The following is a 14590-nucleotide window of genomic DNA, read 5'->3' as shown; positions in this document are numbered from 1 at the left end:
AGATCAAGCGGGTGTCTCGCATTTCTCGGCCAAAGCCGTTATGGAAGGGCAGGCAAGAAACGCACCGGGGCAAACGATGATCGAAGCAGCTGTTTTGGGCGGCATTCCTTTGCCGGCGTTGATCGTTGGCCCGGATGAACGAATTTCGGTGATGAACCCCGCTGCCGTTGCCATGTTCGGGGCGGCGATGCTGGGGCGCCACCATGCGATTGCGCTGCGCCATCCCGAGGTGCAGGCCGCCCTGATGCGGGCCCTGCGCCAGGCCGAGGGTGGCGTGGCGCGGCAGGTGGTGCCGGGGCCGTCGCAGGATGCGGTGCACCGGGTGACGGTGACGCCGCTGCCGCAAGGGGCGGGGGTGCTGTGCGTGCTGGAAGATCTGTCCGAGGTGGAACAGATCGGCCAGATGCGGCGTGAATTCGTGGCCAATGTCAGCCACGAACTGCGCTCGCCGCTGACGGCACTGTCGGGCTTTATCGAAACGCTGAAAGGGGCTGCCAAGGATGATCCGGTCGCGCGCGAACGGTTCTTGTTGATCATGGAGCGCGAGGCGGGCCGGATGAACCGGCTGATCCGCGACCTTCTGCACCTGAGCCGGGTCGAGGCCGAAGAGCGCGTCCGCCCGACTGCGCTGGTCGAGATGGTGGAAATCCTGCGCTCGACCAAGACCACCCTGCGCCCGCTGGCCGAAAAAGTCGGTGTGACGGTGCGGCTGGACATCGCCGAGGGGCTGCGGACCCAGGTGCCCGGCGACGCCGATCAGCTGATCCAGGTGTTCCAGAACCTGATGGAAAACGCGGTGAAATATGGCGGGGCCGGGGGAGAGGTGGTGATCCGGCTGACGCCCGACAGCCTGCCGAAATCCGCAGCCCTGCGGATCGAGGTGATTGATCAGGGCGAAGGCATCGACGCGCAGCACCTGCCGCGCCTGACCGAACGGTTCTATCGGGTCGACAGCCACCGGTCGCGCGAAAAGGGGGGCACGGGGCTTGGTCTGGCGATTGTCAAACACATCGTCCAACGCCATCGCGGGCGGCTTCACATCTCCAGCGAAAGGGGCAAGGGCAGCACCTTTGCCGTCATCCTGCCGGTGGAATGATCGCCGGGGTCAAAGCCGCCCGATCCGTTCGGTCAACAGCGCATAAAAGCCATCGGCATCCAGCGCGTTGATGAACAGCGCATTGGCGGGCCGGTTGGTCACGCGCCACCAGTCGGCCACGGTCATGCCCAGCGTCAGGTCCGACTGTGTTTCAATCTCGACATTGATGACGCGGCCCTGAAACAGCTCTGGCCGGATCAGCCAGGCAATGACGCAAGGATCGTGCAGGGGCGCGCCCTCGCTGCCATATTTCTGCTTGTCGAAGCGCTCAAAGAAATCGGTCCATGCCGCCACCAGACGCCCCGGTTCGGTCTTCAGATCGCGGAAGGCTGCAATGCGCTGCGGGCTGGTCAGCGCCTTATGGGTGACGTCCAGCGGCATCACAACAATGGATATACCAGATTTAAACACAATATCAGCGGCTTGCGGGTCAACGTAAATGTTGAATTCAGCAACCGGCGTGACATTGCCCAGCTCGAAGTACGCGCCCCCCATCAGCACGATCTGCTGAATGCGGGGGATGATATCGGGCGCGCGCTGCAGGGCTGTGGCGATATTGGTCAGCGGCCCCAGCGCACAAAGCGTCACGGTCTGGCTGGGTTCGCGGCGCAGCGTTTCGATGATGAAATCGACGCCATGCTGAGTTTGCAGCGCCATGGTCGGTTCCGGCAGCACCGGGCCGTCCAGCCCGGTGACGCCATGCACCGCTTCGGCAGTCACCAACGGGCGCAGCATCGGGCGGTCGCACCCGGCAAAGACGCGGGTTTCGGGCTTGCCGGACAGTTCGCAAACGATCAGCGCATTGCGCGTGGTCAGCGCCAGCGGCACGTTGCCCGCCACCGCGACAACGCCAAGCACCTCCACCTCCGGGCTGGCCAGCGCCAGCATGATGGCGACCGCATCGTCCTGCCCCGGATCGGTGTCGATGATGATTTTGCGTGGTGCGTCGGTCATTGCAGCCTCCTGTCTGCGCAAGTGTCAATCGCGACGCGCATGGTTTGTCCAGATGGTAAAACAATTCCCTTGGGATGTGTAACCGCCGGAACCGCAAGCCGACCGGTGCAAAAGACAAGGCCCCGGAGTGACCCGGGGCCTTTTTTTCTGCTCGACCAGATGATTAGCCGTCGAAGTTCACTTCTTCGATCAGCTTCAGCGCCACCGGGCGCAGTTTCGCTACTTCGGTCAGCGGTTTGGTGTCGGCGGTGAATTCACCCCAGCTTGCCACCAGTTCCGACCGCTCTACCCCTGCCTTTACAGGGAATTCGTAGTTGGTTTCGGCATAGATCTTCTGCGCCGCATCGCCGGTCAGCCATTCCATGAACTTGATGGCATTGTCCTTGTTCGGCGCGGCCTTGGTCAGCGCCACGCCCGAGACGTTCACATGGGTGCCGCCACCCTCGAATGTCGGGAACACGATGTTCACCGCCTCGGCTGCCGGGGCCTGCTCTGGGTCTGCCAGCATCTGGCCGATGTAATAGGTGTTGCCGACGGCGATGTCGCATTCGCCCGCCGCAATCGCCTTGACCTGATCGCGGTCACCGCCATCGGGTTTGCGGGCAAGGTTGGCCTTCACGCCTTCGAGCCAGGTTTTCGCGGCCTCTTCGCCGTGGTGGGCAATGACGGCGGCGGCAAGCGCCACGTTGTAATCATTGGTGCCCGAGCGGATGCAGATGCGGCCCTGCCATTTGGGATCGGCCAGATCTTCATAGGTGGTCACTTCGCCGTCCGCCACGCGGTCCTTGCTGGCATAGATGATGCGGGCGCGGGTGGTGACGCCGAACCAGTGGTTGGCCTCATCGCGCAGCTCGGCCGGGATATTGGCGGCCAGCACTTCGGACTCGACGGGCTGCGTCACCCCGGCATCGACCACCTGCGCCAGACGGGCGATGTCGACGGTCAGCACCAGATCGGCAGGCGAGCGGTCACCCTCGGCCACCAGACGTTCCGACATGCCCTTGTCAACAAAGGCGATGTTCACCGCGATGCCGGTTTCCGCCGTGAAGGCGTCGATGATCGGCTGGATCAGTTCGGGCTGGCGGTGGGAATAGATGTTGATCTCTTCGGCCAGCGCGGGCATCGCCACGCTGCCAAGGGCAATTGCTGCGAGAGAAAGACGGAAGGTCATGGGTGACTCCATTGGTCGGTTATTATGCAGCCCATAAACCTGACTATTTTACTTGGGTCAATAGTTGAGTAAAAAACTTTTGCTAATCCTGCGGCGAGCTGCGGGCCTTTTCCTCGGCCTTGGCCCGGTCCCACAGCGCATCCATTTCGGCCAGATCGGACTGGTCTGGGGTGCGGCCAGCCTCGGCCAGCCAGTCCTCGATCCGCTGGAAACGCCGGGTGAACTTGGCATTGGCGGCGCGCAAGGCAGCTTCGGGGTCGACATTCAGGTGCCGCGCAAGGTTGGCCATGACGAACAAGAGGTCGCCGAATTCCTCGGTCACCTCGGCGTGCGACAGGGTGTCGCGGGCCTCGACCAGTTCGGCGGATTCTTCGGCGATCTTGGCCACCACCTGATCGGTCGATGGCCAGTCAAACCCCACCCGCGCCGCACGTTTTTGCAGTTTCACCGCCCGCATCAGGGCAGGCAGGCCAAGCGCCACACCATCAAGCACGCGGGCTTTCCCACGCTCCCGCGCTTTCAGCGCTTCCCAGTCGGCGGTCTGCTGCTCGGGTGATTTGTCGCGCGATTCGGTGCCGAAGACATGCGGGTGACGCGCGACCATCTTGTCGGAAATGCTGCGGATCACGTCATCAAGGTCGAAATGCCCGGCCTCTGACGCCATTTGCGCGTGAAACACCGACTGGAACAGCAGATCCCCCAACTCGCCCCGCAGCTCAGGCCAATCCTGCCGGTCGATGGCATCGGCGACCTCATAGGCCTCTTCAATCGTATAGGGCGCGATACTGGCGAAATTCTGCTCCAGATCCCAGGGGCAGCCGGTGGCGGGGTCGCGCAGCCGGGCCATGATGGCGCGCAGGCGCGGCAAACCACCTTCGGGGTCGTGGATCAGGTCATCTGGGGCAGGGGGCATTGCGGGCACCAATGTTTTCCGATTTGATCAAAGGCCGAAGTCCAAAGGAGTAAGACCCATGCCTGTCTTGAACCGTATCGCGGCTTTTGCCGAAGAAATGAAGGGCTGGCGTCGGCACCTGCACGCGAACCCCGAGCTGGAGTTCGATTGCCACACCACCGCCGCCTTCATCGTGGCGCGTTTGCGCGAGATGGGGGTGGACGAGATTCACGAGGGCATCGCGAAAACCGGGGTGGTGGCGATCATCAACGGGCAGGGCGCGGGGCCGACAATTGGTTTGCGCGCCGATATGGATGCGCTGGCGATTCATGAGATTACGGGGGCCGAATACGCCTCGACAATTCCGGGGCGGATGCATGCCTGCGGGCATGATGGGCATGTGACCATGGCTTTGGGCGCGGCGAAATATCTGGCCGAGACGCGGAATTTTGCGGGGCGCGTGGCGATCCTGTTCCAGCCCGCCGAGGAAGAGGGCGGCGGCGGCGGCGTGATGGTGCAGGAAGGCGTGATGGACCGGTTCGACATCGCCCGGGTCTTTGGCATCCACAACGCGCCCAATGTTCCGTTGGGGCATTTCCAGACCACGCCGGGGCCGCTGATGGCGTCCGTCGATACGGCTTGGGTCACGGTGACGGGCAAGGGCGGGCATGGGGCGACGCCGCATGACTGCATCGACCCGGTGGTGGCGGTGGTGGCCATGGTGCAGGCGGTGCAGACCATCATCCCGCGCAACGTCTATGCGATGGATGAGGCGGTGATTTCGGTCACACAGATCCATGCGGGGACCGCGTCCAACATTATCCCCGAGGTGGCCACCTTTTGTGCCACGATCCGGGCGTTCAAGCCGGAGGTGCGCGACCTGCTGAAACGGCGGGTGCATGAGATTGTGGCGGGGCATGCGACCGCGTTCAATGTGACGGCGGAGGTCGATTATGACTGGGGCTATCCGGCCACGGTGAACCACGCAGAGGAGGCCGATTTCGCCGCCGCTGTCGCCGCCGAGGTTTCGGGTGAGGCGGCGGTGAATGCGCGGGCCAACCGCGAGATGGGGTCGGAGGATTTCAGCTATATGCTGGAAGCTCGGCCCGGGGCTTACCTCTTCATGGGGATCGGTCCGGGGGCCGGGTTGCACCATGCGGCCTATGATTTCAATGATGAGGCCGCCCCGATCGGCGCCAGCTTCTTTGCCCGGCTGGTGGAGCGGGCGCAGCCTGTGGCGTGACGGCACAGGTCGATCGCCATGCGTTGCCGCCGGTGAAGTGAGGAAAGCCAAGGACTTGACCGGACCATTCAGGTGAATTCTCAAGAATTTGAATGCGCAAAGCCCCTGGGCTTTGCGCGTCCGAAGTGCCGTCGCGACGGCCATCACGCCACGGCCAATTGGCAACAGTTTGGCGCTTTATCTTAAACATTTGTTGACCGCTCCGGGGTGGGACTGCACCGTAACCCGGAGCAAATTAATGTCAAAAGACACAGGCAACAGACCATGCAATTTTCTGCATTCCGGTATCAATACCGTATTTCCAAACAGGCCCCGGCCCCGCACCCCGGGGCAACAACGGCCTGTCGCGCGCTTGTGCTTGACGGCTGGACCCTGGAACTGGGAGCCGATCTGCCGCTGGCGCAGCTGTGCCGGGCCGATGGCACGCTGTTCGGCCTGTTGTTCGGCATTGCGGTCGATGGCGATGGCGGCCTGATCGTGGACAGCACCGGTCAGTCGCCTGATCCGCGTCTGGGGTGGGACCCGGTCGAGCACTGGATCGAAGGGATCAGCGGGCGCTTTGGCGTGCTGTTGTCTGACGGAACCGGAGTGCGGTTCTACAGTGATGCCTGCGGCATGATTGGCGCGGTTTATGATGCGGCGACCGGGCGGCTGGCGTCCTCGCTCGGGCTGTGTCTTGACCGGCCCGTTGAGGATCATGAAGATTACGACCACGCGGCGGTGGCAGAACGCGGCGCGCTTTACACGCTGTTCGACACGCGTGACAAGACAGCCCGCCGGGTGAACCCAAGCTGCTATCTGTCGCTGGACAGCTTTTCCGAGACCCGGTTCTGGCCGCGCGCCCACAGCATCTCTTTGGTGAATGATGATCTTTCCGCCACCTATGACTGGCTGATCGCGCACACCGAACAGGTGACAGGGGCGATTGCCAAGGCGCACCGGACATGGCTGGCGCTTTCGGGCGGGCAGGACAGCCGCTTGTTGCTGGCCATGGCTGGGCCTGCGGTGCAGCACATCGAAAGCAGCTTCACCCATGTCAGCAATTTCGTGAACCGGATCGACGCGTCGATTGCTGGTCTGCTTGCGGAGCAGGTCGGGGTGCCGCATCAGGTGCATGACAAGCGTTTGCACAAGCCCGCTCCCGATGGTGTCCGTGATGATACGGCGGCGTTTTTGCGCGGCCTTGGTTTTGAAATGCCGCCACAGCGCGAAATCACGAACGGGCTCATCCGCCTGCTGCCGGATGGCGCGGTGGTCTTGCGAGGGCATCAGACCGATATTCTGCGCGCGGTTTTGGCCGATAGGGTTGGGCCAAAGGCCCGCAAGCGCAGCCGATGGCAGATCAAGCGCCTGTTACCGGTGCCCCGCGCCGAGTTCGACGATGCGCTGCATCAGCGGTTTCATGACCGCTACGAGACGTGGCGCAGCGCGCTGCCCGCGTTTGCCGAGGCCAACTCGACCGATCTGATGTTTCTGGAAATCTACTATAGCTCGACCGTCGGCTGCACGTTTCCGGCGCATCCTCGGGTGTTCTATATGTCACCGTTCAACGGACGGCGTCAGATCGGCTGTGCGATGGCGATGGACGAGACCTATCGCAAGTCAAGCTATCCGGTGTTCGACATCATTGCGCGCAGCAATCCGGGGCTGGAGCGATTGCCGTTCGATTTCGAGCTGGGGCCGGACCTGTCGAAGCTGACCTGCGAGACGCATATGCAGCAGGTGGTGGAACCGCGGCTGACCACGACCGCGCAGCGGATGCCGGCAATGGCCTGACGCGGGCTTGACAGCGAAGACCGGGTCAGGCCATCTCGGCCCATCCGGATCTGGCGCGTCTCCGAGGGACAGAATGACGACCCTGTGGCCAAGGGGAGTTCTGACATGGCTTTGGAAGATGCGAAGAAAGATGTGGACGGGGCCTTTACCCGCAAGGGCCTGAAAGGGCTGGCGTTTGAAAACGCCTTTGCCGGGGCGACCAGTTTTCTGCGCCGGACCTATACCAAGGATCTGGCGGGGGTGGATCTGGCAATCACCGGGGTGCCCTTCGATCAGGCGGTGACGCATCGCACCGGCACCCGCTTTGGCCCCCGCGCCATTCGCGAGGCGAGTGCGCTGCAGCCGTTTGACCCGCCCTATGGCTGGCCCACCAGCCCGCTGGAAGAGATGGCGGTGGTCGATTACGGCGATCTGGCGTTTGATTACGCCCATACGCCCAGCTTTCCGGGCCTGCTGACCGACCATATCCGCACCATTCTGGCGGCGGACGTCGGCACGGTCACCCTGGGGGGCGATCACTTCATCACCCTGCCGATCCTGCGCGCCTATGCCGAAAAATATGGCCCGATGGCGGTGATCCATTTCGATGCCCATTCCGACCTGTGGGCCGATGACGACATGGACCGGATCGACCATGGCACGTTTTTCTACAAGGCGGTGAAGTCGGGGATCATCGACCCTAAGGCGAGCGTGCAGATCGGCATCCGCACCCATTGCGACGATTATCTGGGGGTCGATTACATCGACGCCCGCACGGTGCACGAGCAGGGCACGGCCCATGCGGTGGCGCGGGCCAAAGAGATCGTTGGCGACCGGCCGGTGTATGTGACCTTTGACATCGATTGCCTTGACCCTTCCTGTGCACCCGGCACCGGCACGCCGGTCTGGGGCGGGTTGCACAGCTGGCAGGCGGCGGCGTGTCTGCGTGATCTGGCGGGGATCAACATGGTGGGGGGCGATATTGTCGAGGTGTCGCCCGCCTATGACACCACCGGGGCCACGGCCATTGCCGGGGCGCATGTGGCGCATGAGCTGATCTGCCTGTACCATTGGGCAAAGTTCCGCAGATGAAAAAGGGCGCGCGCGCGATGGGTCTGATCTTTGCTTTTCTGATCATCGCCGTGCTGGGGCTGATGGCCTTTGTCCGGTTGGCACCTGTGCATGCGGCGCAATGGCATGTTGCGCAGACCGATACCGACTGGGCCAAGACCCCCTGGGATGCGGTGGTGCCCGAAACCGGCGCAGCGCGGCTGCGGCTGTCTGCGGCACGGGGCGCGCCGGGTGATCTGTTGGCGCGGCTGGACAGGGTGGCGCTGGCCACGCCGCGCACCCAGCGGCTTGCGGGTTCGGTGGCAGAGGGGCGGGTAACCTACATCACCCGCTCTGCCCTGTGGGGGTTTCCCGATTACACCACCGCCGAGGCGCGGGAAGACGGGCTGTATCTCCACGCCCGCCTGCGCTTTGGCCGTGCGGATATGGGCGTGAATGCCAAACGGTTGCAGGACTGGCAGGCGGCGCTGTGAGAGAGCTTGGATGGACCTGATATTCCGCAAGGCCCACGCGGGCGATCTTGCGGCCATTGTCGATTTGCTGGCGGATGACGCGCTTGGGCGGCACCGGGAAGAGGCGTCGCGGGATTTGGCCCCCTACCTGCGCGCCTTTGAACAGATGGATGCGGACCCAAACCAGTTTCTATGCGTGGCGGACCGTGACGGAGTGGTTGTCGGCACATTGCAACTGACCTTCATTCCGGGTCTGTCACGCGGCGGTGCGACGCGCGGCCAGATCGAGGCGGTGCGGGTGGCCCGCGATGCGCGCGGCGCGGGCGTGGGCCGCGCGATGTTTGACTGGGCCATAGAGACCTGCCGGGCGCAGGGCTGCACCCTGGTGCAACTGACGACCGACAAGGCGCGGCCCGATGCGCACCGGTTCTATGATGCGCTGGGGTTCAAGGCATCGCATATCGGCTACAAGTTGGTGCTTCACCCGCCGGGCTAGACGCGCGGGTCGGGCAGGGGCGTGAGCATGGCCTCTGGTTCGGGATGCGAAATGTCGGCCACAGGCTCCGGTTCCGGCTCGTCCTCGGCCAGTGGCACCGGATCATCACCGGCAAGGAAGTTGCCCAGTTTCTCCAGCCCCGGCACATGGTCGCAGATTACCGAGATCACCACCAACAGCGGCACGGCGATGATCATGCCGATCACCGACCACAGCCAGGCCCAGAGCGCGACGGTCAGGAACACCACCACCGCATTCATCTGCAACCGGCGGGCGACGAAATAGGGGGTGATCAACTGGCCTTCCAGCGTGGTCAGCGTGAGATAGGTCAGCGCCACCATCACCGGCCAGAACACATCGGAAAAGGTGACCAATGCCACCAGAAGCGCGATGCCGACCCCGGTGATCGCCCCCAGATAGGGGATGAAGTTCAAGGCAAAGGCCAGCAACCCGAACAGCAGCGGCGAAGGCATGCCAAGCGCCCACATCGCAAGTCCGATGGCCACGCCCAGACCGGCGTTGATCAGGGTGATGGCCCCCAGATAGCTGCCCAGACTTTCCTCTATCTCGCGCAAGGCGGAATAGGCATTGCGCTTTTCGCGCAATGTATCAAAACTCTGCACGATCTTGAGGTAGATCAGATCACCCGAGGCAAGCAGGAAGAACAGCAGGAACAGCGTCAGCGCAACCTGCCCCATGATGCCGGGGGTGGTGTAAAGCCCGTCCAGAATCGCGGTGGCCACGTCAAAGCCGGGCGATTCGCCTTCCTCGTTGGTCGAGCTGCTTTCGGACCCTTCTTCCATCTGGGTCATCGCGGTGTCGATGGTCTCGAACGTGCCGCGCAGGCGCTGCAGTTTTTCGGTCAGTGCTGACTGGATCTGCGGCATATCGGCGATCAGCTGCCCTGCGGGGCCGGAAACGGACCAGCCAAGCCCGATGATGCTGAACATCAGGCCGAAGACGACGCCGGTGGCGGTCAGTATCGGCGGCACGCCCAGACGCGTCAGACGGCGGCGTACCGGCACAAAGACGAAGAACAGCAAAAGCGCAAAGGTGATCGGCATCAGGAAATCGCGCGCCAGCGCGATGGCCGCGATCAGCGCCAGAATGAACAGCCCCACCAATGGCCACGAGGGGCGCGGGCTGTCCGGGGCGGGATCGGGCTGAAGGGGAAACTTGTGGATCGGCTCATAGCTGGTGCGCGGCATGGCGTGCGACGGTCTCCCCTTGGGTCGGGCACCGGTACACGGACCCGCAAAGTAACGCGACGGGTGCGGGTCGGTTCCCTCATGCAAGTGAAATTTTGCGCAGGCTGTATCAGGGCCCGGCCCTTGACCCGCCCGCGCAATCGCGCGACACCGCGCGGATGGTTCCGTTTGACAAACTTGCCCAGATCACCCAGCGGTTCGAGTTTCTCGAAGCGAAGCTGAATGCCGGGGCCTCACCCGGTGAGATTGCGGGCCTGAGCCGCGAATATTCCGAGCTGAAACCCGTGGTCGACCAGATCGCCGCCTATCGCCGCGGTCTGGACGATATGGCGGAGGCCGAGGGCTGGCTGGCCGACCCCGAGATGAAGGCCCTTGCCGAGGAAGAACTGCCCCGGCTGCGCGCCCGCATTCCGCAGATCGAACAAGCGCTGCGGGTGGCGCTGCTGCCGCGCGACGCGGCGGATGCGCGGCCTGCCATTCTGGAAATCCGCCCCGGTACGGGTGGGGATGAGGCATCGCTGTTCGCGGGCGATCTGCTGCGGATGTATCAGCGCCATGCGGAAGCCAAGGGCTGGCAGTTCGACATTCTGGAACAGCAGTTGTCCGACCTTGGCGGCATCAAATCGGTAACCGCGCATGTGCAGGGCGAGGGCGTGTTCGCCCGGCTGAAGTACGAGGCCGGCACCCACCGCGTGCAACGCGTGCCGGAAACCGAGGCGCAGGGGCGTATCCACACCTCTGCCGCAACTGTCGCCGTGCTGCCCGAAGCGGAAGAGGTGGATCTGGACATTCCCGCCAGCGACATCCGCATCGATACGATGCGCGCCTCGGGGGCAGGTGGCCAGCATGTGAACACCACCGACTCGGCCGTGCGCATCACCCATCTGCCGACCGGCATCATCGTCACCAGTTCCGAGAAGTCACAGCACCGCAACCGCGAGATCGCGATGCAGGTGCTGCGCGCCCGGCTGTTTGATCTGGAGCGCGAGCGGATCGATGCGGCACGGTCGGCTGACCGCAAGGCGCAGGTCGGCTCGGGCGACCGGTCTGAACGCATCCGCACCTATAACTTTCCGCAAGGAAGGATGACCGATCACCGGATCAACCTGACGCTCTATTCACTGGCGCAGGTGATGGCAGGCGATCTGGACACCATCATCGACGCCTTGCAGGCCGAGGATCAGGCGCAGAAACTGTCCGAGGCGGGTCTGTGACCACGCTGGCCGCCGCGCTGGTGCAGGCGGTGCGTGACCTGCGCGCGGCGGGCGTGCCCGATGCGGCGGGGGATGCGCGGGTGCTGCTTGCGCATGCGGCAGGCATTGCGCCGGACCGGCTGACCCTGCATCTGCCGGAAGAGGCATCAGAGGCCGCCCTTTCCAGCTTCGCCACGCTGACCCGGCGCCGCGCCGTGCGCGAGCCGGTGTCGCACCTGACCGGGGGGCGCTTGTTCTGGGGGCGGCGGTTCATCGTGACCCCCGATGTGCTGGACCCGCGCCCCGAGACCGAAACACTGGTGATAGAGGCGCTGCGTGCCCCCTTTGCCCGCGTGCTGGATCTGGGCACAGGATCGGGGGCGATTGTGCTGTCGCTGCTGGCCGACCGCGACGCGGCGGTGGGGCTGGGGGTTGATCTGTCCACCGCCGCGCTGGATGTGGCGGGCCGCAATGCGCAGGCGCTGGGGTTGGGCGACCGATGCCGCTTCGCGCAAGGGTCATGGTTTGCCCCGGTGGACGGGCGCTTTGACCTGATCGTGTCGAACCCGCCCTATATTGCTGAGGCGGAAATGGCGGATCTGTCGCCCGAGGTACGGCTGTATGAGCCGCATCTGGCGCTGACCCCGGGCGGCGACGGGCTGGACGCCTACCGCGTCATTGCCGCAGGGGTGGGGGCGCATCTGGCCGCCAAGGGGCGGCTGCTGCTGGAAATCGGCCCCTCTCAGGGGGCGGCGGTGGCGCAGATGCTGCAGGCCGCCGGTCTGCACCACGTTCGGGTGCTGCCCGATCTGGATGGGCGGGACCGCGTGGTATCGGGGCAGGCGGCCCCTGCCTGACGTGCGTGGCGCACCGCTGTTATCCCCCGGAAAAACACCAAAGAACCGCCGATCCCGTGAAATTGACGCAGAATCGGCTTGTCAGGCGCGCTGTGCCATGATTATTCACTATTAGGCGTTGTCAAAGCGCGGCGGGCCTTGCGGCCCCCGTTCAGGTGGCGCTTAAACCCGACCTTGCCTGTTAGACCCTCTTCAGGGATCGCGCCATCCGGGTGCTTCATATCCGGGCAAGTCGGACAGTCGGATCAAAGGACAAGATGCGCTCTTCCAAGTCCCGTTCGCGTTCAAAGCAGAACCGCCCGCGCACGCTCGGCAATATCATCAACCGGGTGTTCGAAAGTTCGGGCCCCGAAGGCAAGGTGCGTGGCACCCCGCAGCAGATCATCGAGAAATACCAGATGCTCGCCCGCGATGCCCAGCTGTCGAATGACCGTGTGGCGGCCGAGAATTTTCTGCAGCACGCCGAACATTACACCCGCATGCTGAGCGAAGCGCAGCGCGAAATGGCCGCCGAACAGGAACAGCGCCAGCAGCAGTTCGGGGCAGGCGGCCAGCAGAATGGCAACCAGAATGGTGGCCAGAACAACAACAACGGCAGCCACAGCGGCGGCCAGCAGGGCAATCCGCAGGGTGGTTATGCCAGCAACCGCGATGGCGGCAACCGCGATGGTGGCAACCGCGACGGGGGCAACCGCGATAGTGGCAATCGTGATGGTGGCAACCGCGACGGTGGCAACCGTGATGGCGGCAACCAACGGTCCTGGCGCGATGACCGCGCTGATGCCGGGCAGGGCGATCAGCCCGAGACGGGCATGATCGACGATCCACGCGGCGAAGACAGTGGCCTTGTGGAAACGCCCGAGGCGCGCCCCGCTGAGGCACCGCGCCGCGAAGATCGCCCACGCCGCCCTGACCGCCCCGAGGGCGAGCGCAACCGCACCCGCGACGACAGCCCGAACCGCAACAGCCGTGGCCCCCGTGCGCCGCGCCCGGAGCGTGGCACCGAGGATCGCACTGTCGAAGGCGCCGCCAGCCAGAGTGCCGCCCGCGCCGATGCGCCACAGCCTGAAGTCCGGCAACCCGAAGTCCGGCAACCCGAGGTCCGGCAACCCGAACCGCGCGCGGCGGAACCCCGGCACCCTGAGGCTGCGGCCGCCGATGCGCCAAAACCCGAGGCTGAAGCAAAGGTCAGCCGTCCCCGCGCGCCCCGCAAGCCGAAAGAGCCTGCCGAGGCAGGCGAAAAGCCCGCCGGGGACGCTGGCCCGCGCGAAGCCGCAGAATAATAACACTGCCTGTCACGCCGCCCTTCGGGGCGGCGTTTCACATTTGTGGGGGCCGGGTCAGCGTGCCGCCACCGCCCGCGCGAGCGCGCAAAACTGCTCCAGCCCGATCTCCTCGGCCCGCTGCGTCGGCGTGATGCCGACGCTTTCCAGCAATGCCTCGACATCACCGCCCAGGCCCTTGAGGCTGGAGCGCAGCATCTTGCGGCGCTGGTTGAAGGCCATGGCGGTCACGCGGCTCAGCACGGCGGCCTCCGCCGGGAACCGGGGCTGATCCAGACGGGTCAGATGCACCACGGCCGAATGTACCTTGGGCGCAGGGGTAAAGGCTTCGGGCGGCAGATGCATCACGATCTTCGGCTCGGCCCGCCACTGCGTCAGCAGGGCAAGACGCCCGTAGTGGTCGCTGCGCGGCTTGGCCACAATCCGCTCGGCCACCTCTTTCTGGAACATCAGGGTGAGCGAGGTCCAGAATGGCGGCCAGACAGCGGGTGACAGCCAGCGGATCAACAGCTCGGTGCCCACATTATAGGGCAGGTTCGACACGATGCGGATCGGACCGGTCAGCCGTGATGCCACATCCAGCTCCAGCGCGTCGCCCTGCACAATCTCCAGCCGGCCCGGATAGGTGGCGGCAATCTCCTCCAGCGCGGGCACGCAGCGCGGGTCTTTTTCCACCACCAGCACCCGGCGCGCGCCTTCCGCCAGCAGCCCGCGCGTCAGCCCGCCCGGCCCGGGGCCGACCTCCAGCACATCACAGGCCGTGAGATCCCCGGCCAGCCGCGCGATCTTGGCGGTCAGGTTCAAATCGAGCAGGAAGTTCTGCCCCAGCTGCTTTTTCGCCACCAGATCATGCGCCCGGATCACCTCACGCAAGGGCGGCAACCCATCAATCGTCGCCATATCCCTGCTTCCTCTTATA

General features: G+C 64.4%; 13 protein-coding genes and 1 pseudogene. 9 read left to right on the top strand and 5 right to left on the bottom strand.

All coding sequences use genetic code 11. The features are described from left to right. The first annotated feature begins 76 nt into the window (after positions 1-76). Positions 77-1096 (top strand): ATP-binding protein, encoded by a 1020-nt coding sequence (locus EEB11_RS01475; protein ID WP_135428635.1) that lies wholly within the window; start codon positions 77-79, stop codon positions 1094-1096. 9 nt (positions 1097-1105) lie between these two features. On the opposite strand, the gene EEB11_RS01470 is transcribed toward EEB11_RS01475, so the two are convergent. The 3 genes from EEB11_RS01470 to mazG form a co-directional block, all read right to left on the bottom strand. Beyond that, positions 1106-2050: a nucleoside hydrolase gene (locus tag EEB11_RS01470; RefSeq protein ID WP_135428634.1), complete on the bottom strand. Its 945-nt coding sequence runs from the start codon at positions 2048-2050 to the stop codon at positions 1106-1108. Between the two features lie 163 nt (positions 2051-2213). Next, on the bottom strand, positions 2214-3221 hold the full coding sequence (locus EEB11_RS01465) for a Fe(3+) ABC transporter substrate-binding protein (protein ID WP_135428633.1): 1008 nt from the start codon (positions 3219-3221) through the stop codon (positions 2214-2216). Positions 3222-3303: 82 nt separating this feature from the next. Then, positions 3304-4134 carry a nucleoside triphosphate pyrophosphohydrolase gene (mazG, locus tag EEB11_RS01460; protein ID WP_135428632.1) on the bottom strand — a complete coding sequence of 277 codons (831 nt, stop codon included), beginning with the start codon at positions 4132-4134 and terminating at the stop codon, positions 3304-3306. Positions 4135-4192: 58 nt separating this feature from the next. On the opposite strand from mazG, the gene EEB11_RS01455 reads away from it, so the two are divergent. The 5 genes from EEB11_RS01455 (at position 4193) to EEB11_RS01435 (ending at position 9130) form a co-directional block, all read left to right on the top strand. Continuing rightward, a complete protein-coding gene (locus tag EEB11_RS01455; protein ID WP_135428631.1) occupies positions 4193-5356 on the top strand; it encodes an amidohydrolase in 1164 nt (387 codons plus the stop codon). Between the two features lie 264 nt (positions 5357-5620). Beyond that, entirely contained in the window at positions 5621-7132 is a 1512-nt protein-coding gene (locus EEB11_RS01450) for a hypothetical protein (RefSeq protein WP_135428630.1), read from the top strand. Positions 7133-7237: 105 nt separating this feature from the next. Continuing rightward, on the top strand, positions 7238-8203 hold the full coding sequence (gene speB, locus EEB11_RS01445; RefSeq protein ID WP_135428629.1) for an agmatinase: 966 nt from the start codon (positions 7238-7240) through the stop codon (positions 8201-8203). After that, positions 8200-8655 carry a DUF1499 domain-containing protein gene (locus EEB11_RS01440; RefSeq protein WP_245298723.1) on the top strand — a complete coding sequence of 152 codons (456 nt, stop codon included), beginning with the start codon at positions 8200-8202 and terminating at the stop codon, positions 8653-8655. Before speB ends, EEB11_RS01440 begins: the two co-directional genes overlap by 4 nt. A gap of 10 nt (positions 8656-8665) precedes the next feature. After that, a complete protein-coding gene (locus tag EEB11_RS01435; protein ID WP_135428628.1) occupies positions 8666-9130 on the top strand; it encodes a GNAT family N-acetyltransferase in 465 nt (154 codons plus the stop codon). On the opposite strand, the gene EEB11_RS19435 is transcribed toward EEB11_RS01435, so the two are convergent. Next, positions 9127-10338, bottom strand: coding sequence for an AI-2E family transporter (locus EEB11_RS19435; RefSeq protein ID WP_167852625.1), 1212 nt, complete (start codon positions 10336-10338; stop codon positions 9127-9129). The genes EEB11_RS01435 and EEB11_RS19435 overlap by 4 nt on opposite strands. 158 nt (positions 10339-10496) lie before the next feature. Between EEB11_RS19435 and prfA the strand changes: the two genes are divergently transcribed. The 3 genes and pseudogenes from prfA to EEB11_RS20440 all read left to right on the top strand — a co-directional run. After that, positions 10497-11552: a peptide chain release factor 1 gene (prfA, locus tag EEB11_RS01425; protein ID WP_135428862.1), complete on the top strand. Its 1056-nt coding sequence runs from the start codon at positions 10497-10499 to the stop codon at positions 11550-11552. Then, positions 11549-12388, top strand: a complete 840-nt coding sequence (gene prmC / locus EEB11_RS01420) for a peptide chain release factor N(5)-glutamine methyltransferase (protein ID WP_135428627.1) — start codon at positions 11549-11551, stop codon at positions 12386-12388. Before prfA ends, prmC begins: the two co-directional genes overlap by 4 nt. A 257-nt stretch (positions 12389-12645) precedes the next feature. Then, positions 12646-12990: pseudogene (locus EEB11_RS20440) on the top strand (DUF4167 domain-containing protein); the annotation flags it as partial. Positions 12991-13728: 738 nt separating this feature from the next. Here EEB11_RS20440 and rsmA read toward each other — a convergent pair. Then, positions 13729-14571 carry a 16S rRNA (adenine(1518)-N(6)/adenine(1519)-N(6))-dimethyltransferase RsmA gene (gene rsmA / locus EEB11_RS01410; RefSeq protein ID WP_135428625.1) on the bottom strand — a complete coding sequence of 281 codons (843 nt, stop codon included), beginning with the start codon at positions 14569-14571 and terminating at the stop codon, positions 13729-13731. Positions 14572-14590: the final 19 nt, after the last annotated feature.

The sequence above is a fragment of the Pseudotabrizicola sediminis genome, assembly GCF_004745575.1.
GTDB classification, from domain to species: domain Bacteria; phylum Pseudomonadota; class Alphaproteobacteria; order Rhodobacterales; family Rhodobacteraceae; genus Pseudotabrizicola; species Pseudotabrizicola sediminis.
Note: the sequence above shows the minus strand (reverse complement) of the source record. Positions and strands in the feature narration are given on the sequence as shown.